The organism is Cobetia sp. 10Alg 146 (assembly GCF_029846385.1).
GTDB classification, from domain to species: Bacteria; Pseudomonadota; Gammaproteobacteria; order Pseudomonadales; family Halomonadaceae; genus Cobetia; species Cobetia marina.
Genome location: NZ_JARWKT010000001.1, coordinates 298157 through 320781, shown reverse-complemented (window position 1 = coordinate 320781; position 22625 = coordinate 298157). Strand labels below are relative to the sequence as shown.

The following is a 22625-nucleotide window of genomic DNA, read 5'->3' as shown; positions in this document are numbered from 1 at the left end:
GTCACTGGCTGATATAGCACGATGGCAGCACGACCATTACCGGGATATTGCATGTTGATCGATAGTCACTGCCATCTGGATTTTCCCGTCTTCGCTCAGGATCGTGACGCGGTCATCTCGCGTGCCGTGAATGAGAGTGTGTCGAGGTTCGTGGTGCCATCCACCACGGTGGCCAGCTTCGCGGACGTGCTGGAACTCGTACAGTCATCCCCGCGTATCTTCGGTGCCCTGGGGTTGCATCCCTATTTTCTGTCCGAGCATGGCGAGAGCGCGCTGGCGGCGCTTCATCAGGCCCTCGATCAGCATGCTGGCGAGATCGTCGCGTTGGGCGAATGCGGCTTCGATGCGCGACTGGCCGATCATGACGCCCAATGGCAGCTGTTCGAGGCCCAGCTGAGCATGGCACGCGAATTCTCCCTGCCTGTCATCGTGCATTGCGTGCGTGCCAATGACGAAGTGGCCAAGCGGCTCAAGAACGCGCGCCTCACCCGGGGCGGCATCATTCATGCCTTTGCGGGCAGTCAGGTTCAGGCTGAGCGCTTTCTCGAGCTCGGTTTCGTGCTGGGGCTGGGCGGCAGCGTGACCTACCCGCGTGCCCGCAAACTGCGGGGAGTCGTGGCGTCATTGCCGGAGGATGGCTTCGTGCTGGAGACCGACAGCCCCGACATGCCGTTGCAGGGCTTTCAGGGGCAACGCAATGAACCGGCCAGGGTGGCGGAGGTGGCAAGGAGTGTGGCATCGCTGCGTGAGTCCACTCTGGAGGCCATCAGCGAGACGACCAGCCGCACCGTGCAGCGTATTCTTCAACTGAGCGCCTGATCTAGACTGAACCCAGCACCTCGGCAGCACTGTGCCACGGGATTCAGGAGATCGCGTCATCATCGGTAACTCAATGCCTCGTAGAACGTCTGCTCATCCGCGATCGGATTCTGACAAGTCCGTACGCGCCTCCTTGAGGCAAGGCCCGCCCCGGGAGCCCCGCCATCGTCTGTGGCTGATACCGCTTCTGCTGATTGCCTCTGTTCTTGCCACCGCCTGGCTGGGCATCAGTCAGATACAGCAACTGAGAGCAGGAGAGCAGGACGCGGCGCGTCAGCGCATCACCATGTGGGCCCAGGCCAGCCAGCGAGCCCTAGAAGGTCAGTTGCGCGAGCATGGCGATTGGCAAGAGGCCACCGAGGAGTTCCTGCGTTTGCCTGCCCCGAACCCTGAGTGGCTGGACTACATGTACGGGCCCGAGTTCTCGATCAATACGGGGATCCATCTCGTCGGGGCCATCAGAGGAAATGGCAAGGCCGCTGTCTGGCAGGAGCGACGTCCGGGGCTTGAGTCCGATGATTGGCAGGGGGCTCAGCCGCTTGCGTGGCGCCGCGCCATGGCCCCCTTGATCGAGAAGGCTCGCCAGACCCCGACGCGATCCGTCATCGCCTGGATGGTGCTGAACGGGCGGGCCTGGCTGGTGGGCGTGCATGGGCTCTATGCGGATGAAGACGCGCTTCCTTCACGGGAAGAGCAGGGCATGCTGGTGTTCGGGGTCCCCATGCGCCCGGAGTTGCTCAGCGAATCATCCGCTTCCCTGGGAGTGGAAAGACTCGAAGTCGTCAGTCAGTCACGCCAGATGAGCGGGGAAGCCGCTCTCGTCTGTAGCGACCTGCCGGCCATGAAGCGCTTCGATGAGCATGCTGCCATGGCCTGCTGGCAGGATGCAGATGACGTCACCGCGATGCTCAGGCAATTGGGAGCGCCCTTGGGGGCCTTGAGTCTGGTCATCGTGTTGGCGAGTATCGCGACAGGCGGCATGCTGTGGCGCGATCAGCGCCGTCGTCGAGATTGGGCAGCGCAGGGCCTGCAGCGTGAAGCTCAGCTTGAGCAGCATCTTGCCCTGAACGAGCGGTTTCTGGCATTGCCGCATGAAGCGCACAATCCCCAGCACGCCTTGGCTACCTTGTCCGGCTATCTGCGTCGGGTACGAGAGATGACGGGAGCAGAAGTCATCATCTATCGGCGCGAGGTGGGCAACCCCAACGCAGGTTACCTGATCGTCGAGAGTCGTGATGAACGGGAATGGTTGAGTAGTGTCTCGTTGCGGCGTGACCCTCTGTGGCGATTGCCGGCCGGGCGGATCGTGGCCAATCGTGCCACGAATGTGGACGCGTCCACCGAGGAGAGTGCCCAACTGCTGTGCCAGCGTCTCGGGGCGACCCAGCTGCTGGGCTATTCCGTCTCGCCGCATCCCGGTCGCAGCGAGCTGCTGCTGGTCGCCAGTCGTGGTCAGGCGCTGGAGGAAAGCCTGATGATGCCGGTGCTGGACAGAACCCTGAATGCCTTGATCATTCGTGGACTGGAGCAGGAGCGCTTGCTGCTCCAGCAGCAGGTGCTGCAGGAGCGCGAGACGGATACCGACACCGGGCTATTGAGTCGTGAAGGCATGCTGCGCTTGATCAAGCTGCGTATCGATCAGTTGGGTCGTGTCTCGGGGCTTGATGGTTTCGTGCTGATGGCATTGCGTATCGGCGGGCTGCAGGAGCTCTATGAGCATGCGGGGCCGGAGGCGGGCAATCGCCAGCTGGAGTTGCTGCAACGTCGACTGGACCCCTTGCTGGGCACATCAGGCCATGTCGCACGTCTGGAGACGGATCGTCTCTTGATCATGGTGCCACGACGGCTGCTCGAGGCCGCGCGGGGCGGCATCTGCGGCTGGCTGGATATGCTTCTGGTGGCGGTACGTCACAAGGTGTCGCTCAACGGCGAGGATATCTATCTGCTGCCCAGCCTCGGCATCAGTCGCTTTCCCGAGGATGGTGAGCAGATGGATGCGCTGGTCTATCGCTGTGAGCGCGCATTGCACGACACGCTTCAGCTCAATCGCGAGTGGCACTTCTTCGATGAAGAGGCCGAACGAGAAGTCAGGCGTCTCAAGCAGCTCGAAGCGGAATTCGTCGAGGGATTGCAGCAGGACCAGCTGCGGCTTCATCTGCAGCCGATCGTCGATGGACGGGATGGATCCCTCGTGCTTTCCGAGGCGCTGGTGCGTTGGCAGCATCCGGAGCATGGTCTGCTGGGCTCCGGCGACTTCATGCCAATCATCGAATCCGCCAACCTAGATGTGGCCCTGGGGCGCTGGGTCATCAAGGAGAGCATTGCCACCCTGATCCGTGTGCATGACGCCGGTCATGCGCTGCATCTCAGCGTCAATGTCACGGTCAGACACATGATGGACGAGCGATTTCTGGCGGATCTCAAGAGGCTGTTCCAACGGCCTGAGCTGTGTCGCCAACTGACCATCGAGCTGGTGGAGAGTCAGCTGCCGGAAGATATCCAGAGTCTGGCCATCCTCTTCCAGCGCATTCGCTCACAGGGTGTCGCCCTGGCACTTGATGATTTCGGGACCGGGTACTCGTCCCTGTCGCAATTGCAGCAACTGCCGTTCGACAAGGTGAAGATTGATCGGCAATTCGTGGTCGCGATGGATACCGACAAGGGGCGGGCGATGATTGATGCGATGCTGGGACTGGGGGAGGCCTTCCATCTGGCCGTGGTGGCGGAGGGTATCGAGACCCCTGAGCAACGCACGGCGCTTCTGGCACGCGGCTGTCATCTTCATCAGGGCTATCTCTACTCGCGTCCCCTGCCGTCCGAGCAACTGATCCAGCATCTCAAGGCCGGCAAGCAATGGTTGCCGGCCAGCGTCACTGGCGAATTGGGCTAGCGGTCTCGGCTCTCCCGCTTCGAGATGCCCAGGCCTTGACTCAGCCGGATGCTGCCAAGGTCAGCCTCTGATACAGCCAGGTATTGAGACAGACAGGCCCCGACGAATCGCTTCGCCGGGGCCTGTCTGTCATGACGCCGCAGGCGGCTATCCAAGCCAGCCGTGGCGTCCGTGTCACGGCTGGCAGCGCTGCCTGGTGCTCATGTCTTCAAGCTCATGTCTTCAAGCTCATGTCTTCAAGTTCACGCCTTCAAGTTCACGCCTTGAGCTGTTCCGGGTCACGTCGCTCCAGCGGATAGGGCAGCGGGGCGCGGTGCAAGGGCTCCCCAGTCTCGAGGATCAGGGGGACTTCCTCATCGCGCAGGCTCACCACCGCCAGCACTTCCAGGCTGCCATCGGCATTGTTGGCGACCCGCAGGATCTCACCCATGGCCTTGCCTTCTGGCGAGACCACCTTGCCGCCCGGCTGCGGCAGAGGAGTGACCGGCTCCGCCGTCAGGCGCTGCAGGCGCTTCTTGACCTGACCACGGAAGTGGGCGCGGGCCACGACTTCCTGACCGGTATAGCACCCCTTCTTGAAGCTGATGGCCGCCAGCGCTTCCAGGTTGAGCATCTGCGGCAGCCAGGCATCCGTCTGCTCCGAGTCCACCCACTGCAGGCCGGCACGAATGTCCTCGCGTGCCCAGTGATTCTCGTCACCGATGTTGATGCCGCCATCGAGCAGTGCACGGCTGAGTCGGGTCACCTGCGCATCAGAGCCGACCAGTACGCCTCGTGCCATCTCTGCCCCCGGCTGGCAGGCAAGCACGGCATCCGGGGTTGCCAGCATGGCAAAATCATGCGGGCCAAGCGCGGTGTGCTGTGAGGAGGCAGCGTCGGCCAGTTGCTCGGCCGCCCGGGTCAGGGCGGGCTCTCCCGTGAGCCCCACGACCACGCTATCCTCCCGGACCTCGAGACTCACCTTGTAGAAGGGCGCGAACTTGGCAAGGTGTGCGCGCAGGGGCTCCGCCGTGCCCGTCGGCATCAGCAGCCACAGGCAATCCTCGCTGAGACGCATCAGCTGGGCCATCGCCAGAATCCGCCCCTTGGGAGTGCAGAAGGCGGTCAGCGGAGCGAGTGAGCCATCCACCAGCGCAAGCTGCTGCGAGGTCTGTCCCTGGAGAAAGCGCTCACCATCCGCGCCATTGACCGCGAGTACCTCGAAGCAGGAGAGGGGCGTGAGACTCCCGGCGCCATCGGTCTCGGGGGCAAGCGGCGACTCGGGGGCAAGCTTGCCCTCCTGTGTCGCGTGAAAGCCGTGGGCTTGCATCAGGGTCTTGAAGTCAGTCATGTCGCGCTATCCTGTCGCAAAGGAGGGGTCCGCCGCAGGCGGTTCAATGCCTGAGAATTGCCAGCGGTACATTCGATGCAGGCATTGTCACGCGGCAGTGGTCAGCTGTCAGCCCCCGGCAGGGCAACACGGCATCTTTCGGGGGCATCCACTGGCATGAAAGCCTGAGGCGACTCGCTGGCATGCATGGGGGAGCCCTCGTCAAACGTGGTATTCTTGGCGGTTTGATCGCGCCTGCGATCCTTTTTATCCAGCGAGACAGGAATCACGAGATGGCCAGCTTTTCCCTTACATTGATCGGTGTCGAGAGCGTCAAGGATGTCAACAAGGTCACCACTGCCTTGATGATGATGGACGGGGTCAAGGAGGCCGAGGTCGGGCGTGGCTTTGCCGAGGTCGAAGGGCAGGTGCGGTATGACGCCGTGGTCAAGACCGTCGAGAAGGCGGGTTACAAGGTGAAGTGAGCGCTCTGCTCGCCAGCAGGCTTGGATGCGTCTCGCGAGAGTCCACGACAAGGAGGTAGTGCATGAGCATCGAGGTGATTACCCGCAAGGCTGGCAGCTTCGTCCATCGGGTTCAGGTCGCGAGCTTCGAGGAACTGCTGGTGGATGTGCCCACCGTGGTGGGTGGCGAGGACAGTGCGCCGGACCCGCACGACTACTTTGATCTCTCGCTGGGTGCCTGCAAGTCGATCACCGTGTTGATGTATGCGCGGCGCAAGGGGCTGCCACTCGCGTCCATCGTGACCACGGTGGACCGTGATGACAGTGATGAGCGTCGCGCAGGTGAGAACGCGGAGTATCGTCTGAGCGTCAGCATGCACTTCCAGGCCGAGGATGGTGCGGAACTCGATGAGGCGACGCGTCAGCGCCTGCTCGAGATTTCCGAGCGTTGCCCCATCCATCGACTGATGACCAGCACCCGGGTCAGTGTGACGAGTCGCGAGATATCACCCGAGTAGGGCGCGGTGTCCTTTCGCAAGTCTGGCCGCCACCGTCAGTTGAAGAGCGGCATGACCGCCACCATTGAGAGCGCATGAGCAAACCATTTCGCATCAATTCCAAGTTCAAGCCAGCCGGTGATCAACCGGCTGCCATCGAGAAGCTGATCACTGGCCTGGAAGCGGGTCTTGCGCATCAGACGCTTCTGGGTGTGACCGGCTCGGGCAAGACGTTCACCGTCGCCAACATCGTGGAGCGTCTGCAGCGCCCCGCGATCGTGATGGCGCCCAACAAGACGTTGGCAGCCCAGCTCTATGGCGAGTTCAAGTCGTTCTTCCCTGACAACGCCGTCGAGTACTTCGTCTCCTATTACGATTATTACCAGCCCGAAGCCTATGTCGCGTCCTCGGATACCTTCATCGAGAAGGACGCCTCGATCAACGACCACATCGAGCAGATGCGCCTGTCGGCGACCAAGGCGCTGCTGGAGCGGCGCGATGCGATCATCGTGGTCTCCGTCTCGGCGATCTACGGCCTGGGTGACCCGGATCAGTACCTGAAGATGCGTCTGCACTTCAATCGTGGTGAGCAGATCGACCAACGCGGCTTTCTCAGGCGCCTGGCGGAGCTGCAGTACACCCGCAACGACATGGATTTCCGGCGCGGTACCTATCGCGTGCGTGGCGACGTGATCGACATCTTCCCGGCGGACTCCGAGGAGCAGGCCGTGCGTGTCGAGCTGTTCGATGACGAGATCGACTCCATCCGGCTGTTCGATCCGCTGACCGGTGAAGTGGCCGAGTCGGTGCCGCGCATGACCATCTACCCCAAGAGCCACTACGTGACGCCGCGCGAGACCATCGTCGCCGCGGTCGATCACATCAAGGAAGAGCTGGTCGAGCGCCTCGATTACCTGCGCAAGCACGACAAGCTGGTCGAGGCACAGCGTCTGGAGCAGCGTACCCTCTACGACATCGAGATGATGATGGAGCTGGGCTACTGCAACGGCATCGAGAACTACTCGCGCTATCTGTCCGGGCGTGACCCCGGCAATGCGCCGCCGACCTTCTTCGATTACCTGCCCAAGGACGCGCTGGTCTTCATCGACGAGTCCCACGTCAGCGTGCCTCAGGTCGGCGGGATGTATCGCGGTGACCGTTCACGCAAGGAGACGCTGGTCGAATACGGCTTCCGTCTGCCGTCGGCGCTGGACAATCGCCCGATGAAATTCGAGGAGTGGGAAAGCATCCTGCCGCAGACCGTCTTCGTCTCGGCGACGCCCGGTACCTATGAAGAAGAGCATGCCGGGCAGGTGGTGGAGCAGGTCGTCCGTCCCACGGGGCTGCTTGATCCGGTCATCGAGGTGCGCTCTGCCTCGACCCAGGTCGATGACGTGCTCTCCGAGATCAAGGCGCGCACCGAGGTCGGTGAGCGCGTTCTGATCACCACGCTGACCAAGCGCATGGCGGAAGACCTGACCGAGTATCTGGGAGAGCACGATGTTCGGGTGCGCTATCTGCACTCGGATATCGACACCGTCGAGCGCGTCGAGATCATCCGAGATCTGCGCCTTGGCAAGTTTGATGTGCTGGTCGGCATCAACCTGCTGCGTGAGGGCCTTGATATCCCGGAAGTCTCGCTGGTGGCGATCCTGGATTCCGACAAGGAGGGCTTTTTGCGCTCCGAGCGCTCCCTGATCCAGACCATCGGCCGTGCGGCACGCAACGCCAACGGCAAGGCCATTCTGTATGGCGATCGCATCACCGATTCCATGCAGCGTGCGATAGCCGAGACGGAGCGCCGCCGTGAGAAGCAGATGGCCTTCAATGAAGAGCACGGCATCACGCCGCGTACCATCACCAAATCGGTGGCGGATATCATGGAAGGTGCCCAGGCACCGGGACGCAAGAGCAGTCGTCGCAAGGGCAACGAGCGACAGGTGGCGGAAGAGACGCCGGACTATGCGGCTCTGGCGGCTCAAGGCCCTCAGGCACTCGAGAAGGAAATCAGCCGGCTGGAAGATGCCATGTTCGCGGCGGCCAAGAATCTCGAATTCGAGGAAGCCGGTCGACTGCGCGATCAGATCAATGACGTGCGCAACCGCCTGCTCGCGCTGGGCTGACGCTACTCTCCATCCCCCAGCATTCGCGTTGCTAAAGGCATGACCCTGCGCGCCCGACGATGTCACCCATCGTCGGGCGCGTGGCGTTCAGGCCTGGCAGGTATCTGACGGGGAGGTGCCATCAGCAGGTTATCCCGTTATCTTGTCTATTGTGTCGCAGATCATCATATTGCAGCTCAGTGCATGGCTCAGGGGCAACCGGTTGCCTCGGGAGGGCGGCAGGATTGCTTTTCCTACAACCTTGGGCGTAGCCGGGGTGGGTGCAGCAATGCGACCTGATGGTGCAAGTGAAGAGGGAATTCCTGTCAACTGCGTCTTCACATACGCCAATGACTGGCTTTCATCGTCAATGCCAACGATTGTCTGGCCAGAATGGAAAGCGCAGTCTTTTTCGCTATTGGTAGGGCCTTGGCCTGCATTCATGAGCGCTCAAACGGTCGCTTTACATGCGTATTCGCTGCTGCCAATAATGCTTTCAAGGCATTCCTGGCGTCGCGAGTCGCCTGCCTGATGGCTGGCGGCGGCGGACAAGGTCAGCGAATGACAGCGATTGTCGCCAGTCCTTTTCGGGCGGCGCAATGCTGCCGCAAGGCACCCGTCAGGTCTGCCCGGCCGTAGTACAACAATAATCGGGAACAGGAATTCTCATCATGATGCGCAGGTCTCTTCTCGCTCTCGGTATCGCCGCGGCGATGTCCACCCAGGCTCAGGCAGATATCACCATCGCCATGGCAGGCCCGGTCACGGGGCCGGTCGCCCAGTACGGTGACATGCAGTTCATCGGTGCCGAGATGGCCATCGAGCGGATCAATGCCGCCGGCGGCGTCGACGGCGAGATGCTCAAGGGCGTCAAATACGACGACGCCTGTGATCCCAAGCAGGCGGTGGCGGTCGCCAACCAGATCGTCAATGACGGCGTCCAGTACGTGATCGGCCACCTGTGCTCCAGCGCGACGCAACCGGCCTCGGACATCTACGCCGAGGAAGGCGTGATGATGATCACGGCGGCGTCCACCAGTCCGACCATCACCGAGCAGGGCTATGAGCTGGTCTTCCGCACCATCGGCCTGGACTCGCTGCAGGGGCCGGTTGCGGGGCGCTATATCGCCGAGACGATCAAGCCCAAGCACATGGCCGTGATCCACGACAAGCAGCAGTACGGGGAGGGTATCGCCACCGGCGTGCGCGATACCGTCGAGGAAGCGGGTATCGATGTGGTGCTGTTCGAGGGCATCACGGCGGGTGACAAGGATTTCTCGGCACTGATCTCCAAGCTCAAGAAGGAGAACGTCGACTTCGTCTACTACGGCGGCTATCACCCGGAACTGGGCCTCTTGCTGCGTCAGTCGCGTGAGCTGGGCTTTGACGCGCCCTTCATGGGGCCGGAAGGGGTCGGGAATCCGGACATTTCCAAGATTGCCGGCCAGGCCTCGGAAGGTCTGTACGTGACACTGCCGCCGGCCTTCGAGAATGACCCGAAGAACGCGGATCTGGTCGCGGCCTTCAAGGACAAGGAGCAGGACCCTTCCGGTCCGTTCGTCATGCCCGCCTACACCGCAGTGGAGCTGATCGCCGATGGCATCAAGGGCGCCGACTCCACCGACCCCTATGATGTCGCGGAATATCTCAAGGCCAACAGCTTCGACACGCCCATCGGCAAGGTCGAATACGATGAGAAGGGCGATCTGAAGGACTTCAACTTCGTCGTCTACAACTGGCACGCCGACGGTACCAAGAGCGAAGCGGCACATTGATCAGCGGCTGATATCAGCACTCGCTGCGGTCTCGTGACCTGTCATGAGGCCCGGCGGATCAATGCCGACACGCTGTCCCGTCATGCCGCGTGGCATGGCGGGCCTCTCCGTTCGGTCGAGTTCATGGCGATGCAACATCGCCGTGCCTTCCCGTCGTCGTCGCGCATGCGGCATTTCCCTGACAGTCTCCGGCCACAAGCCGATTACTGTCGCGGCCAAGGGTCGTTTCAATGGAAGACATCCTCTACTTCCTGCAGCAGGTCATCAATGGCCTGACCATCGGCAGTACCTATGCCTTGATCGCCATCGGCTACACGATGGTCTACGGCATCATCGGCATGATCAATTTCGCCCACGGCGAGATCTACATGATCGGCACCTACGTGACCTTCATCGTCATCGCGGCGCTGGGCATGCTGGGCATCGCCAACCCCTTCTTTCTGATGGCGGCCGCCTTGCTGGTGGCGGTGCTGGTGTCCTGTGCCTACGGTTTCGCCGTGGAGCGGGTGGCCTATCGCCCGGTGCGAGGCTCCAAGCGTCTGATCGCGCTGATCTCGGCGATCGGCATGTCAATCTTCCTGCAGAATTACATGCGTCTGGCCCAGGGCTCGCGGGACATGGCGATCTCCAGCCTGATTCCGGGCGGCTGGGAGTTCGGGCTGGAAAGCTTCGCGGTCAATCTGTCCTACATGCAGGTGATCATCTTCAGCGTCACGCTGGTGTGCATGCTGCTGCTGTCATCGTTCATCTCGCGCTCGCGCCTGGGGCGTGCCTGTCGTGCCTGCTCCCAGGATGCCGGCATGGCGAGTCTGCTGGGCATCAATACTGACATGATCATCTCGATGACCTTCGTGATCGGGGCGGCGCTTGCCGCCGTGGCGGGACTGCTGCTCGGCATGTACTACGGCGTGGTCAACCCCTACATCGGCTTCCTGGCCGGGCTCAAGGCGTTCACGGCGGCGGTGCTGGGCGGTATCGGCAGTATCCCCGGCGCGATGCTGGGTGGCCTGCTGCTGGGCGTCGCGGAGGCGCTGACCGGCGGCTATCTGTCCACGGAATACAAGGACGTGGTGGCCTTCGGACTGCTGATCCTGATTTTGCTGTTCCGTCCCTCCGGGATTCTCGGCAAGCCCGAAGTGGAGAAGATCTGATGCCCAAGCTTGCGAAACAGACTCTGAAGACAGCGGGCACCTCGCCCGCCGAGACGATTCCGCCACAGCCTTCCTATCGTCGTCCCTGGTGGTCGGCACTTGCGGCCGCCGTGTTGACTCTCGTGCTGGGTGGCTCGGTACTGGGGGTGCAGCTCGAGTCCACCGGTATCACCACCACGGTACGCTTGATGGGCATGGACACCTGGGGCTGGTTGCTGGCCGCGTCACTGGCCGTCTTCCTGCACCAGCTGGTGCGGCCACAGATCGAGGAATGGCGTGCGCGTACCCGCAAGCCATCACGTTTCCGCGTCCCCGACGTGATGAGCGGTCAGAAGCGTCAGCTGTGGATCATGTTGGCCATCGGTGCGCTGCTGATCTTCCCGTTTCTGTCCAACCGCTCGGCGGTGGATCTCGCGACCCTGACGCTGATCTACATCATGCTGGGCCTGGGGCTCAACGTGGTGGTGGGTCTCGCGGGACTGCTGGATCTCGGTTACGTGGGCTTCTATGCCGTCGGCGCCTATACCTACGCACTGCTCAATAGCTACCTGGGCTTCAGCTTCTGGGAAGCGCTGCCCATCGCGGGGTTGATGACGGCGCTGTTCGGCTATCTGCTCGGCTTCCCCGTGCTGCGGCTGCGGGGTGACTACCTGGCCATCGTGACGCTGGGCTTCGGCGAGATCATCCGTATCCTGCTCAACAACTGGACGGAGCTGACCGGCGGCCCGAATGGCCTCGCGCGCATACCCAAGCCGACCTTCTTCAATCTCGAGTTCTCGCGGCGAGCCGATGAGGGCAACATCGCCTTCCATGAGTTCTTCGGCATCGACTACGACCCGGCCTTCAAGGTGATCTATCTGTACCTGCTGGCCTTGATCCTGGTGCTGATCACGCTGTTCGTGATCTATCGGCTGTTGCGCATGCCCATCGGGCGGGCGTGGGAGGCGCTGCGCGAGGATGACATCGCCTGCCGTTCACTGGGCATGAATCCCACCGGCATCAAGCTCTCGGCCTTCACGATCGGGGCGAGTTTCGCGGGCTTCGCCGGTGCCTTCTTCGCCGCTCGTCAGGGCTTCATCAGTCCCGAGTCCTTCACCTTCATCGAGTCGGCGATCATTCTCGCCATCGTGGTGCTGGGCGGGATGGGCTCGCAGCTAGGCGTCATCCTGGCGGCGATCGCCATGACGCTGTTGCCGGAGCTGGCCCGTGAGTTCAATGAATATCGCATGTTGCTGTTCGGGCTGATGATGGTGCTGATGATGGTGTGGCGTCCTCAAGGCCTGGTGCCGCTCAAACGACCGCAGATGGAGCTCGACCGTGGCTGACGCACATGACAAGCAAGCATTCGACAATGAGGCGCCAGCTGTTTCCTCACACCGCCGGGCACGCGCCGAGGGCGGGGCACCGCTGCTGGACGTACGTGATCTCACCATGCAGTTCGGTGGCCTCAAGGCCGTGGACGGCGTGACGCTTCAGGTACATCCGGGCGAGGTGGTATCGGTCATCGGGCCGAATGGTGCGGGCAAGACAACCGTCTTCAATTGTATCTCCGGCTTCTATCAGCCCACCGGCGGCGAGGTGTATTTCCAGAATCGCGCCATGCATCGCCTGCCGGGGTACCGGATCGCCCAAGCTGGCATGGTACGCACCTTCCAGAACGTGCGGCTGTTCAAGGAGATGACGGTCATCGAGAACCTGCTGGTGGCGCAGCACATGCACGCCGAGCGCAATCTTCTCAAGGGCCTGTTCAGGACGCCGGGCTATCGCCGCAGTGAAAAGGCGCTGATGCAGCATGCCGGTGACTGGCTGGAGCGAGTCGGTCTGCTCGAATTCGCCGATCGCGAGGCCGGCAATCTGGCCTATGGGCAGCAGCGGCGACTCGAGATCGCGCGATGCATGGTGGCCAGGCCACGGCTGCTGATGCTGGATGAGCCAGCGGCTGGCCTCAACCCCAACGAGACCCGGGATCTCGATGACCTGATCGTCAGCCTGACCCGCGATGAGGGCATCTCGGTGCTGTTGATCGAGCATGACATGAGTCTGGTGATGGGCATCTCGGATCACATCTACGTGGTCAATCAGGGTCAGCCGCTGGCGGATGGCTGCCCGGATGACATTCGACGCAACGATGCCGTGATCAAGGCCTATCTGGGGGAGGAATGAGCATGAGTGAGCATGTTGATGCAGTCATGCCAGAGACTGTGCCTGCCAGCGAGGCACTTGCGCCGCGGGATGCCATGCTGGCGCTCGAGCATCTGACGACACATTACGGGCCGGTGCAGGCACTCAATGATGTCTCGCTGGCCGTGGGGCAGGGCGAGATCGTGACGTTGATCGGTGCCAACGGCGCCGGCAAGACGACGCTTTTGATGTCGATCTGTGGCGATCCGCGTCCGACCAGCGGGCGGGTGTGGTTCGAGGGCGAGGAGATCACCGGCACACCCACGGCGCGCGTGATGCGTGGTGGGCTGTCGGTGGTGCCGGAAGGTCGCCGCATCTTCACCGGCATGACGGTGGAGGAGAATCTTGCCATGGGCGGCTATTACCAGAGCAAGGAGGAGAACGAACGCAGCATCGAGCATGTGCTGGGGCTCTTCCCGCGCCTCAAGGAGCGCTTCCAGCAGCGCGGCGGCACCATGTCCGGTGGCGAGCAGCAGATGCTGGCCATCGGGCGTGCCTTGATGAGTCGGCCGCGGCTGTTGTTGCTCGATGAGCCATCGCTGGGGCTGGCGCCCATCGTGATCGGGCAGATCTTCGAGATCGTCGAGCAGCTGCGCGAGCAGGGCACCACCATCTTCCTGGTAGAGCAGAACGCCCATCGTGCCCTGTCGATCGCCGATCGTGGCTATGTGCTGGAGCATGGTCGAGTGGTGCTGGCGGACAGCGGCAAGGCGCTGCTGGCCAATGACGAGGTCCGCCGCGCCTATCTTGGCGGCTGAGAGGTCTGGCACGTGATTCGCTGTCGCGTCTCACCGGAGGAAGGCAATGCAACAGAACGCGCCCCTGTCACTGAACCCTCGGTGGCAGGGGCGCTTTCTTGAGGACGCGATGCAGGGTGCGAGCCAGGGGGCGGGTAAAAGTGGCGTGAATGGCTTACGCCGAGAGAGGTGTCACGAATTCTTCCGGAGCATAGGCGACGCCGTCATGGATACGATAATGATCGGTAGGGCCGGAGACCTGGCAATTGCTGACGCAGGCCTGGCTGGCCGGAAGCTGGCGCAGCGGATAGCGCACACCGGATTGACACAGTTCCAGCATCTTCTTGAGCGCGCTGCGCTCACAGAAGCCGCACAGGCATTCAAGGGCATTGTCGAGACAGTCTTCCTCGCTCATGCCTGCCCCATAGATGCGCTTGTCATCACAGACGACGAACCCGAGCGCTCCGGGGAGAGGGGTGGTTGGCATGTCGTCTGCCGTATCGGGTACTGCACTGAGAATGTTATCGGCCATGATGAACCTCATCGTGATGGGGGTTCCGGCGTCTCCTCGCCAGTCGCAAGCGTGTGGACCCATGACCCTCTCTGGTCATGTCTGTACCCAGAGTAGACGGCCGTTGGCATAGTGCCATGCAACACCGCTCCAAGTGTCAGGGAAGTGTCGATGCTGCGGCAGCAATGTGACAGATGAATGACGATTGGATGACGAAAATTCCCCAGTTCACCGGGCCTGACAGGGCGTCGATTGGCGATAGCGCGTGTTGAGGGCCAGCAGGATCGCGGCGCTTTCCGCATTAAACTGGCCACTGATGGCCCCGGGGCGAAAGTGCGCCTGAAACGCGGCGATCGCCATCCAGGGCCGCTCGGCCTCCACTGGATAACCATAGTGGGCGAGCGCCGCGATCAAGGTCTTCTCCGCGGGCAGTCCATCGCTGGCCATCTGTCGTCGAAAGCAGCTGACGTCGGCATCCCGTGGCCAGGCCCCGATGCCGGCTTCATGCAGACGGCGCCAGGGGAAGCGCGGGCCCGGGTCGGTCTTGCGGTCCGGGGCGATGTCGGAATGTCCGACGACATCCACCGCCTTGATGTCATGGCGGCGCACAATGGGGGAGGCCAGCGCGATCAAGGCCGCGATCTGCTGATCGTTCCAGGCCGCGAAGTGGCGATCAGGGGACCAGCGCCTTGCCACGCCGGAAGCTCGGGTCTCCGTCTGCCCGGGTGCCAGGGGCGTGAGCGCTTCGGGCCCGGCATTGACCATCTCGATGCCGATGGAGGTGTCGTTGAGGTGGCCGCGTTCACCCCACTGGCTGATGCCGGCGTGCCAGGCGCGGCGGTTCTCTGATACCAGCGGGTAGACACGGGGAAGCGCTTCGCCATCTGCAGGTGTCGAGAGCAGGTAATGCGCGCTGACGTCAGCGCCGGTAAGGCTGATCAGAGAGCCTGTGAGATCATCATCGGTGTAATGCAGTACCAGGTGGCGCACGCGAGAATTGCTTTGACTCTCGGTGCTGGCCTCCATCCGCTGATAACTTCCCGAGGCCTCGTCAGTGTCCGACCGGGAATGCTGCATGCAGCCCGACAGCAGCGTCAGCGAGGCTATCGTCAAGCAGGTGAGAGGGCGAAACGCGTTGAAGCCTGATGTCATGAGTCGCTCGCGAGGGGAAGTGGCAGTGAAGAGGTGGCAGTGAATCGGGGGTCATCGTGCGGGGCATGATGGCAGTCTCCACGCCCGTCATTTGCGCTGGATGAGCTGGGATGTCCTGACATGCGGGTTGCAGGATTCGCTCTGCCGCCGCGTGCTCGCTTGAGGTATAATCCCGGCCACCTGACCCGGCGCCCGCCCCATGGTGGCGCGATTTCTGTCCCTGACAACAGTAATCGGCCTGACGCCCTGGGCGCCAGTGTGCCTGTCTTTTCCATCGCTTGCCCTTGAGGAGCCGATCCTGATGACCGTGATCCGCCAGGATGACCTGATCCAGAGCGTCGCCGACGCGCTGCAGTACATCTCCTACTACCATCCGAAGGACTTCATCGACGCCATGAGCGCGGCGTACGAGCGTGAGGAGAATCCGGCCGCCAAGGATGCCATCGCGCAGATTCTGATCAACTCCCGGATGTGTGCCCTGGGTCATCGTCCCATCTGTCAGGACACCGGTATCGTCACCGTCTTCGTCCATGTCGGCATGAACGTGCGCTTCGAGGCCGAGATGAGCCTGGATGACATGGTCAACGAAGGCGTCCGCCGCGCCTATCTGCTGCCGGACAACGTGCTGCGCGCCTCCGTGCTGGCAGACCCGGACGGCAAGCGTGCCAACACCAAGGACAATACGCCGGCCATCATCCACCACAAGCTGGTGCCGGGGGATACCGTCGAGATCCACGTCGCGGCCAAGGGCGGCGGCAGCGAAGCCAAGTCCAAGTTCGCGATGCTCAACCCGTCCGACTCCGTGGTCGACTGGGTGCTGGAACAGATTCCGAAGATGGGCGCTGGCTGGTGTCCGCCCGGCATGCTGGGTATCGGCATCGGCGGTACCGCCGAGAAGGCGATGCAGCTGGCCAAGGAATCCCTGCTCGAGCCGATCGATATCCAGGAACTACAGAAGCGTGGTGCCTCCAACCGTGCCGAAGAGATCCGTCTCGAACTGTTCGAGAAGGTCAACGCGACGGGTGTCGGCGCACAGGGCCTCGGCGGTCTGACCACCGTGCTCGACATCAAGGTCATGGATTACCCGACCCACGCGGCCAACAAGCCGGTGGCGATCATCCCGAACTGCGCGGCGACCCGTCACGTGCATTTCACCCTGGATGGCAGCGGCGCGGCAGAACTGCCGGCACCGAAGCTCGAGGACTGGCCGGAAATCACCCGTGAAGCGGGCGACAGCGTCAAGCGCGTCAACCTCGACACCGTGACGCCCGAGGAAGTACAGAGCTGGCAGCCGGGCGACACCCTGCTGCTCAACGGCAAGCTACTGACCGGGCGTGATGCGGCCCACAAGCGCATGACCGAGATGCTGGCACGTGGTGAGCAGCTGCCGGTGGATCTGAAAGGTCGCTTCATCTACTACGTCGGCCCGGTCGATCCGATCCGTGACGAAGTCGTCGGACCGGCTGGCCCGACCACCGCGACCCGCATGGACAAGTTCACGCGTACGCTGCTGGAAGAGACCGGCCTGTTGGGCATGGTCGGCAAGGCCGAGCGAGGCCCGACCGCGATCGACGCCATCCGTGACAACAAGTCCAGCTACCTGATGGCGGTCGGCGGCGCCGCCTACCTTGTCGCCCAGGCGATCAAGAAGTCCCGCGTGCTGGCGTTTGAAGACCTGGGGATGGAAGCGATCTACGAATTCGAGGTCGAGGACATGCCGGTCACCGTGGCGGTCGATAGTGCAGGTGTCTCCGTGCACCAGACCGGCCCGGCCAAGTGGAAGGAAATCATCGCCAGCCGCGCCTGAAGGCCGTCTGCGTGATGTGCACGTCATGTCCGTGAGGACATGAGCCAGGAACCCCGCCCGTGTCATGACATCGGCGGGGTTCTGCGCATCTGGACTCTGCCACGCCGAGGCATCGTTGCCAGCGCAGCTGTGGCATAATCTGGCGACCCTGACGCCTGCAATGGAGCTGCAATGACCGCCTGGTTACTTGGCTTTCTGCTGTTGAGCAGTCACATTCTGGGTGCGATGACCGCCGTCATGGCCCTGATGTCCAGTCGTACCTCACAGGGTGCGATTGCCTGGATTCTGTGTCTGCTGACCTTCCCCTACGTCGCCCTGCCGCTTTACTGGGTATTCGGGCGTCCCCGTTTCTATGGCTATGTCAGTGCCCGCGAGGAGCGTGACTCGACGATGCGACGCGTCTTGATGCGTTTTCGTCCCAAGCTCTCCCCCTGGCTCTCGCGTCCGCTGGGCGGCAACCCCACGCACCTGGATGCCATCGAACGTCTGGCGATGATGCCGGTGACCACCGGCAATCGCGCCAAGCTGTTGATCAATGGCGAGGAGACGTTCGATGCCCTGTTCGCGGCCATCAAGGCGGCCGAGGATTACATCCTCATCCAGTTCTTCATCGTGCGGAATGACGAGCTCGGTGTGCGACTCAAGCAGGCACTGATGAAGCGTGCCGAACGTGGCGTGCGGGTCTGTTTCCTGTATGACGAGATCGGCTCGCGCAAGCTGCCGGATGGGTACCTCAATGATCTGCTGGAATCCGGCTGCGAGGTGAGTGCCTTCAACTCTTCGCGGGGCTGGCGGCACCGCTTCCAGATCAACTTCCGCAATCACCGCAAGATCACCGTCATCGACGGCCGAGTGGGCTTTGTCGGCGGGCTGAATGTGGGCAATGAGTATCTGGGCCATTCCGAACGCTACGGCGCCTGGCGCGATACTCACCTCAAGCTGGAAGGACCCAGCGTGATGGGGCTGCAGGAGGCCTTCTGGGAGGACTGGCACTGGGCGACTGGCGAGGTGCTGTCGCTGGAGTGGGAGCCGCGCATCAGCTGTGAAGAGTGTCAGCACGTGGTGATCGTGCCTTCCGGCCCGGCGGACCGTCGCGAGACGGCCAGTCTGCTGGTTCAGCAGGCCATCCACTCCTCGGTCAGCCGCATCTGGATCACCAGCCCCTATTTCGTGCCGGACCAGGGCGTGCAGGATGCCTTGAAGCTGGCAGCGCTGAGAGGCGTGGACGTGCGGGTGATGATCCCCGAACGTCCCGATCATCTGCTGGTGTTCCTGTCGGCCTTCTCGTTCCTCTCCGACATGATTCGCTCGGGCGTGCGCGTCTTCCGCTATCAGCCGGGCTTTCTGCATCAGAAGGTGATGTTGATGGATAGCCACACGGCGACCATCGGGACGGTCAACCTCGACAATCGCTCCTTCCGTCTGAACTTCGAGGTCACGGCCTTCGTGCCGGATCACCAGTTCGCGGCAGAGGTGGAGGCCATGCTCGAGGAAGACTTCCTTCATTGTCGCGAGATCAGCTGCGAGGAGCTGGAGGCGCGGCCCATGTGGCGCAAGCTGGTGTCGCGGGCGGCCTATCTGCTGGCCCCGATCCAGTGACCCCGCGCACTGCATGAACCTGCCGCCTGCCGAGTTGAACGAAACTCACTCGGCAGGTCTTGTCATTCGTGGCCATTGCAGGCATCTTCTCGCTATAACTGATCGCCTGTTTATTTCTTTTTGGAATAAACTGAGAGCCTGGATGCTTCTCTCGCCATGCATTGGAGAGGGCATTCAGGACGGCGGCTTCATGATTCCGCGCTGAGACCTGCCATGACCGTTCAAGACCCTCACGCCAGCCAGGCACCTTCCATCGAGTATCAATTCCGGGATGACGCCGATGTCATTGCCTTCGCACGCCAGCATGTCAATGATCAGTTGCCGGGCTTTGCGACGGCCAGTGACCTGCTGGTCGAGGAGATCGGCGATGGCAACATCAACTATGTCTATCGCGTCTGCACGCCGGACCGCTCAACCTCGGTGATCGTCAAACAGGGGCTGCCCTGGGTGCGCATCATCGGCGAAAGCTGGCCGCTGTCGCTGGTGCGGGTGCGCATCGAGGCCGAGACGCTGCAGTTCGAGGCCGATTGCGCGCCTGAACTGGTGCCGGCGCTCTATCACTTCGAGGAAGCCCGCTCGGCGATCGTGATGGAAGATATCGGCGATCACCGCAATCTGCGATACGCCTTCCTTGAGCGCACAGTGTTACCTGAGCTGGGCGCGCAGATGGGGCATTTTCTGGCCACGACGCTCTATCGCAGCAGTGATCTGGCACTCGATGCCCACGACAAGAAGGCGCGCGTCGCACGCTTCACCAATCCCGATCAATGCAAGATTACGGAAGACCTGTTCTTCGTGGATCCTTTCTGCGATCACGAGCGCAACAGCATCAATCCGGCGCTGCGCAGCGATGCCGAAGCCCTGTGGCAGGACGCGGCACTCAAAGTGGAAGTGGCGGAGCTCAAGCAGCGCTTCCTGTCCACGCCCGAGGCGCTGCTGCATGGCGACCTGCATGCGGGATCGATCTTCGTGCGAGAAGACAGCACCAAGGTCATCGACCCGGAATTCGGCTTCTTCGGTCCGGCGGGCTTCGATATCGGCAGCTGGCTGGCGGCGCTGTGGCTGGCAGCCTGCGCGCATACCGAACTCGAGGGTGAGGAGGGCGACGGGCGTGACTACGTGGCGCAGCTGCGTGCCCAGGCGGTCGCCAGTTGGGAAAGCTTTGCCCGCGAGTATCGTGAGCAGGCCGCCCACACGTCGGATGCCAGCTTCGCGGCACCCGGGGTGGCGGAACGATTGCTGAGCCGTATCCTGCGTGATGCGTTGGGTTATGCGGGCTGTGAGTTGATTCGTCGCACCATCGGGCTTGCGCACGTGTTGGAGCTTGAGTCGATCAACGATGATGCCGTGCGGGCGCGTGCCGAGCGCCGTGCCCTGGCACTCGGGCGTGAGCTCATCCTTGCGCGTGAGTCGCTGGAAGACCTCGCGGCGGCGGATGGCGTGGTCGCGCGTCTGCTGGGGTGAGGCATGCGGCGTCAGGGCTTTGACGCTCGTCGCAAGCGTTGCGGCGCCGGCTAGGGTAGACTCTGCGCTTTCATCGCCACGCAGACAGGCTTGTCCTGGCTGCGTGGGTCGCTGGCGGGAGATGTCTTGCCGAGCATCCGCTTTTCAATAAGAGACTTTCATGGCCCTGTCTTCCACGCCTTACAAGGTTGATCTCTCGCTGACCGACCTTGATCGTGGTGTCTACGAGACCCTGCGTTTTACCGTTGCCCGTCACCCCTCTGAAACCGAGCTGCGTCTGTGTGTTCGCCTGTTGGGCCATGCGCTGTGGTACAGCGAGAACATCGCATTCGGGCGTGGTCTGTCGGACGTCGATGAACCGGCGCTGTGGGAGAAGAGTCTGGATGGCCGCGTGCTGCACTGGATCGAGGTGGGCCAGCCGGATGCCGAGCGCCTGACCTGGTGTTCGCGGCGCACCGAGCGCACCTCGCTGCTCGCCTACGGTAGCCTGCGCGTCTGGGAAACCAAGGTGGTGCCGGCAGTGGCTGGACTGTCCAATCTGAGCATTGCCGCGGTTCCTGAGGGCGCACTGGACGCCATCACCGAATCCCTGCCACGCAACATCAAGTGGACCATGATGATCTCCGAGGGCACCATCTTCATCACCGATGACAATGGTCAGCACGAGATCAATCTGGAGTGGCTGAAAGGGGAGCGCTGAGCGACATGCCGTTCGCGGCACTGGCTGACTGCCCCTGAACCTTCAGGTCAGATACCACGAGACGGCCCCCGCAAATCTTGATTTGCGGGGGCCGTCTCGTAGAGGGCGAATCGTAGGGGGGGAGTCGTGGCGGACGGCTCGCAACGCAGGCAGATCTGACTGCCGGAGAGGCCTGGCCTCACACCATGCTGATGTCGTGATCAACGATGAGTTGATCACGGCCGCTGGCCTTGGCGTGGTAGAGCGCCTCGTCGCTGCGTTGCACCCAGCTGCTGAGGGTATCCGGATGGCGCCGTTCACTGACCCCGGTACTGAAGCGGATCACGCCGTGGGCCAGGGGAGACGCCTCACAGCTTTCACGCAACTGGCGATCGAATTCTCGGGCCACGGCAAGATTGCCCGGCAGCAGGATCATGAATTCCTCTCCCCCATAACGCCCGGCCTTGCCTGAGTATTCTCGGCTCAGCGTCTGGATGTGCATCGAGAAGTGCGCCAGGACCTGGTCGCCGTAGGGGTGGCCGTGGGCATCATTGATCTGCTTGAAGTGATCCAGATCACAGATCAGCAGACAGCTGATGTCGCGTCCGCTGAGGTGGTGTTCGGCGTGTTCATGGATGGTGCGGTGATTGTAGAGCCCGGTCAGACTGTCCAGTCGGCTCAGGCGCTCAAGCTTCTTTGCATAGGCGCGTGCCAGGTCACGCTCCTCTCGAATGCGCTTGGCATAACCGGCGATCACGAGGCTCAGCAGTCCGAACGCCAGGGTATAGCTGACCCCCATGTCCAGGCTGCGCATCGCGGTACTCGCGTAGGAGGAGACCAGTTGCGGGTTGGCCATCTCCCCCCACAGCAGAATCCAGGGCATCAGCATCAGGCCGCTGATGATGACGCCACGACGCAGACGGTCCGGCGGGAGAACCCCCAGCACGTAGGCGGCGGCCATGAGATAGAACAGCAGTGTCGGGCCCGAGGCGCCGTGATTGAAGACCCAGTTGCCCGGCAGCATCACGAAGGTCACCAGCGTGCAGAACAGCCAGGACATGCGGCTGAACTCCCCGTGGAAACGTGAGCGATACCACATCACCATGACCATCAGACTGATGACGGCAAGCGCCACGCTGTAGGCGGGGACCGTCAGCTCCATCAGATAGTTGAAGACAGCGGAAAACAGGCCGATCAGGACGGCGGATACCAGAAACCCGTGGTGCAGAATCTGTCGTGCGGAGCCATTCTCGCCAACCAACCAGCGCCAGCTGGTGCCTACCATTTTTGCAAGACGAGTCATGGTACCTCGACGGTCATTGGGCCAGTCGGATGCTTCAGGCATCGGCTGATGATGAAGGCTCATGTGACGTTGGTCGTTGTTCAGTGTCAGCCTACTCGAGGAAAGCCGTTTCTGGTTTCACTGTGCCCCAACGTTCTCGCCTGTGCGGGGGGGCGTGACTCACCATCGCCTCAGGGACCGCCTGT

At 62.3% G+C, this 22625-nt stretch carries 18 protein-coding genes; 14 read left to right on the top strand and 4 right to left on the bottom strand.

The genetic code is table 11. The features are described 5' to 3' along the window. Window positions 1-51: 51 nt before the first annotated feature. Together QD172_RS01290 and QD172_RS01285 are read left to right on the top strand one after the other, a co-directional pair. Window positions 52-819, top strand: a complete 768-nt coding sequence (locus QD172_RS01290; RefSeq protein ID WP_279854636.1) for a TatD family hydrolase — start codon at window positions 52-54, stop codon at window positions 817-819. Window positions 820-952: 133 nt separating this feature from the next. Then, window positions 953-3709, top strand: coding sequence for an EAL domain-containing protein (locus QD172_RS01285; protein ID WP_279854635.1), 2757 nt, complete (start codon window positions 953-955; stop codon window positions 3707-3709). 256 nt (window positions 3710-3965) lie between these two features. Here QD172_RS01285 and QD172_RS01280 read toward each other — a convergent pair whose 3' ends face one another. Next, the gene (locus QD172_RS01280) at window positions 3966-5039 is read right to left on the bottom strand and encodes a folate-binding protein (protein ID WP_279854634.1); all 1074 of its coding nucleotides are present in this window, start codon (window positions 5037-5039) and stop codon (window positions 3966-3968) included. Between the two features lie 272 nt (window positions 5040-5311). Here QD172_RS01280 and QD172_RS01275 point away from each other — a divergent pair, with 272 nt between their 5' ends. The 8 genes from QD172_RS01275 to QD172_RS01240 all read left to right on the top strand — a co-directional run bounded on the left by QD172_RS01275 (window position 5312) and on the right by QD172_RS01240 (window position 13946). Next, window positions 5312-5503, top strand: a complete 192-nt coding sequence (locus QD172_RS01275) for a hypothetical protein (protein ID WP_077375895.1) — start codon at window positions 5312-5314, stop codon at window positions 5501-5503. 62 nt (window positions 5504-5565) lie between these two features. Further along, complete coding sequence (locus tag QD172_RS01270; protein ID WP_077375898.1) at window positions 5566-6000, top strand: OsmC family protein; 435 nt, start codon at window positions 5566-5568, stop codon at window positions 5998-6000. Window positions 6001-6074: 74 nt separating this feature from the next. After that, window positions 6075-8102: an excinuclease ABC subunit UvrB gene (gene uvrB / locus QD172_RS01265; protein ID WP_077375901.1), complete on the top strand. Its 2028-nt coding sequence runs from the start codon at window positions 6075-6077 to the stop codon at window positions 8100-8102. Between the two features lie 650 nt (window positions 8103-8752). Then, window positions 8753-9856: a branched-chain amino acid ABC transporter substrate-binding protein gene (locus tag QD172_RS01260; protein ID WP_084208548.1), complete on the top strand. Its 1104-nt coding sequence runs from the start codon at window positions 8753-8755 to the stop codon at window positions 9854-9856. A 230-nt stretch (window positions 9857-10086) separates the two neighbouring features. Next, window positions 10087-11007: a high-affinity branched-chain amino acid ABC transporter permease LivH gene (livH, locus tag QD172_RS01255; RefSeq protein ID WP_279854633.1), complete on the top strand. Its 921-nt coding sequence runs from the start codon at window positions 10087-10089 to the stop codon at window positions 11005-11007. Further along, on the top strand, window positions 11007-12332 hold the full coding sequence (gene livM, locus QD172_RS01250) for a high-affinity branched-chain amino acid ABC transporter permease LivM (protein WP_279854632.1): 1326 nt from the start codon (window positions 11007-11009) through the stop codon (window positions 12330-12332). Before livH ends, livM begins: the two co-directional genes overlap by 1 nt. Before the next feature lie 82 nt (window positions 12333-12414). Continuing rightward, window positions 12415-13170: a high-affinity branched-chain amino acid ABC transporter ATP-binding protein LivG gene (livG, locus tag QD172_RS01245; protein ID WP_279854884.1), complete on the top strand. Its 756-nt coding sequence runs from the start codon at window positions 12415-12417 to the stop codon at window positions 13168-13170. 74 nt (window positions 13171-13244) lie between these two features. Next, a complete protein-coding gene (locus tag QD172_RS01240) occupies window positions 13245-13946 on the top strand; it encodes an ABC transporter ATP-binding protein (protein WP_136939419.1) in 702 nt (233 codons plus the stop codon). A gap of 154 nt (window positions 13947-14100) precedes the next feature. On the opposite strand, the gene QD172_RS01235 is transcribed toward QD172_RS01240, so the two are convergent. Then, window positions 14101-14457 carry a hypothetical protein gene (locus QD172_RS01235; protein WP_176494016.1) on the bottom strand — a complete coding sequence of 119 codons (357 nt, stop codon included), beginning with the start codon at window positions 14455-14457 and terminating at the stop codon, window positions 14101-14103. Between the two features lie 207 nt (window positions 14458-14664). Further along, window positions 14665-15513, bottom strand: coding sequence for an N-acetylmuramoyl-L-alanine amidase (locus tag QD172_RS01230; protein ID WP_279854631.1), 849 nt, complete (start codon window positions 15511-15513; stop codon window positions 14665-14667). Between the two features lie 376 nt (window positions 15514-15889). On the opposite strand from QD172_RS01230, the gene QD172_RS01225 reads away from it, so the two are divergent. From QD172_RS01225 to QD172_RS01210, 4 genes are all read left to right on the top strand, one after another. After that, a complete protein-coding gene (locus QD172_RS01225; protein WP_279854630.1) occupies window positions 15890-17395 on the top strand; it encodes a fumarate hydratase in 1506 nt (501 codons plus the stop codon). Window positions 17396-17566: 171 nt separating this feature from the next. Next, the gene (gene cls / locus QD172_RS01220; protein WP_279854629.1) at window positions 17567-18994 is read left to right on the top strand and encodes a cardiolipin synthase; all 1428 of its coding nucleotides are present in this window, start codon (window positions 17567-17569) and stop codon (window positions 18992-18994) included. Between the two features lie 213 nt (window positions 18995-19207). Next, a complete protein-coding gene (gene mtnK, locus QD172_RS01215) occupies window positions 19208-20458 on the top strand; it encodes an S-methyl-5-thioribose kinase (RefSeq protein ID WP_279854628.1) in 1251 nt (416 codons plus the stop codon). Between the two features lie 160 nt (window positions 20459-20618). After that, complete coding sequence (locus QD172_RS01210) at window positions 20619-21158, top strand: YaeQ family protein (protein ID WP_077375924.1); 540 nt, start codon at window positions 20619-20621, stop codon at window positions 21156-21158. Between the two features lie 178 nt (window positions 21159-21336). Here the strand turns inward: QD172_RS01210 and QD172_RS01205 are convergent, their stop codons facing one another. Next, on the bottom strand, window positions 21337-22440 hold the full coding sequence (locus tag QD172_RS01205) for a GGDEF domain-containing protein (protein WP_127735216.1): 1104 nt from the start codon (window positions 22438-22440) through the stop codon (window positions 21337-21339). Window positions 22441-22625 lie beyond the last annotated feature (185 nt).

What these genes read in the sequence shown, in the direction of transcription:
- QD172_RS01240 (WP_136939419.1), top strand. Translation starts at nt 13,245, where the DNA reads ATGCTGGCGCTCGAGCATCTGACGACACATTACGGGCCGGTGCAGGCA.
- cls (WP_279854629.1), top strand. Translation starts at nt 17,567, where the DNA reads ATGACCGCCTGGTTACTTGGCTTTCTGCTGTTGAGCAGTCACATTCTG.
- QD172_RS01290 (WP_279854636.1), top strand. Translation starts at nt 52, where the DNA reads ATGTTGATCGATAGTCACTGCCATCTGGATTTTCCCGTCTTCGCTCAG.
- mtnK (WP_279854628.1), top strand. Translation starts at nt 19,208, where the DNA reads ATGACCGTTCAAGACCCTCACGCCAGCCAGGCACCTTCCATCGAGTAT.
- QD172_RS01230 (WP_279854631.1), bottom strand. Translation starts at nt 15,513, where the DNA reads ATGCAGCATTCCCGGTCGGACACTGACGAGGCCTCGGGAAGTTATCAG.
- QD172_RS01280 (WP_279854634.1), bottom strand. Translation starts at nt 5,039, where the DNA reads ATGACTGACTTCAAGACCCTGATGCAAGCCCACGGCTTTCACGCGACA.
- QD172_RS01205 (WP_127735216.1), bottom strand. Translation starts at nt 22,440, where the DNA reads ATGACTCGTCTTGCAAAAATGGTAGGCACCAGCTGGCGCTGGTTGGTT.
- uvrB (WP_077375901.1), top strand. Translation starts at nt 6,075, where the DNA reads ATGAGCAAACCATTTCGCATCAATTCCAAGTTCAAGCCAGCCGGTGAT.
- QD172_RS01235 (WP_176494016.1), bottom strand. Translation starts at nt 14,457, where the DNA reads ATGGCCGATAACATTCTCAGTGCAGTACCCGATACGGCAGACGACATG.
- QD172_RS01275 (WP_077375895.1), top strand. Translation starts at nt 5,312, where the DNA reads ATGGCCAGCTTTTCCCTTACATTGATCGGTGTCGAGAGCGTCAAGGAT.
- QD172_RS01210 (WP_077375924.1), top strand. Translation starts at nt 20,619, where the DNA reads ATGGCCCTGTCTTCCACGCCTTACAAGGTTGATCTCTCGCTGACCGAC.
- livM (WP_279854632.1), top strand. Translation starts at nt 11,007, where the DNA reads ATGCCCAAGCTTGCGAAACAGACTCTGAAGACAGCGGGCACCTCGCCC.
- QD172_RS01270 (WP_077375898.1), top strand. Translation starts at nt 5,566, where the DNA reads ATGAGCATCGAGGTGATTACCCGCAAGGCTGGCAGCTTCGTCCATCGG.
- QD172_RS01260 (WP_084208548.1), top strand. Translation starts at nt 8,753, where the DNA reads ATGATGCGCAGGTCTCTTCTCGCTCTCGGTATCGCCGCGGCGATGTCC.
- livH (WP_279854633.1), top strand. Translation starts at nt 10,087, where the DNA reads ATGGAAGACATCCTCTACTTCCTGCAGCAGGTCATCAATGGCCTGACC.
- QD172_RS01225 (WP_279854630.1), top strand. Translation starts at nt 15,890, where the DNA reads ATGACCGTGATCCGCCAGGATGACCTGATCCAGAGCGTCGCCGACGCG.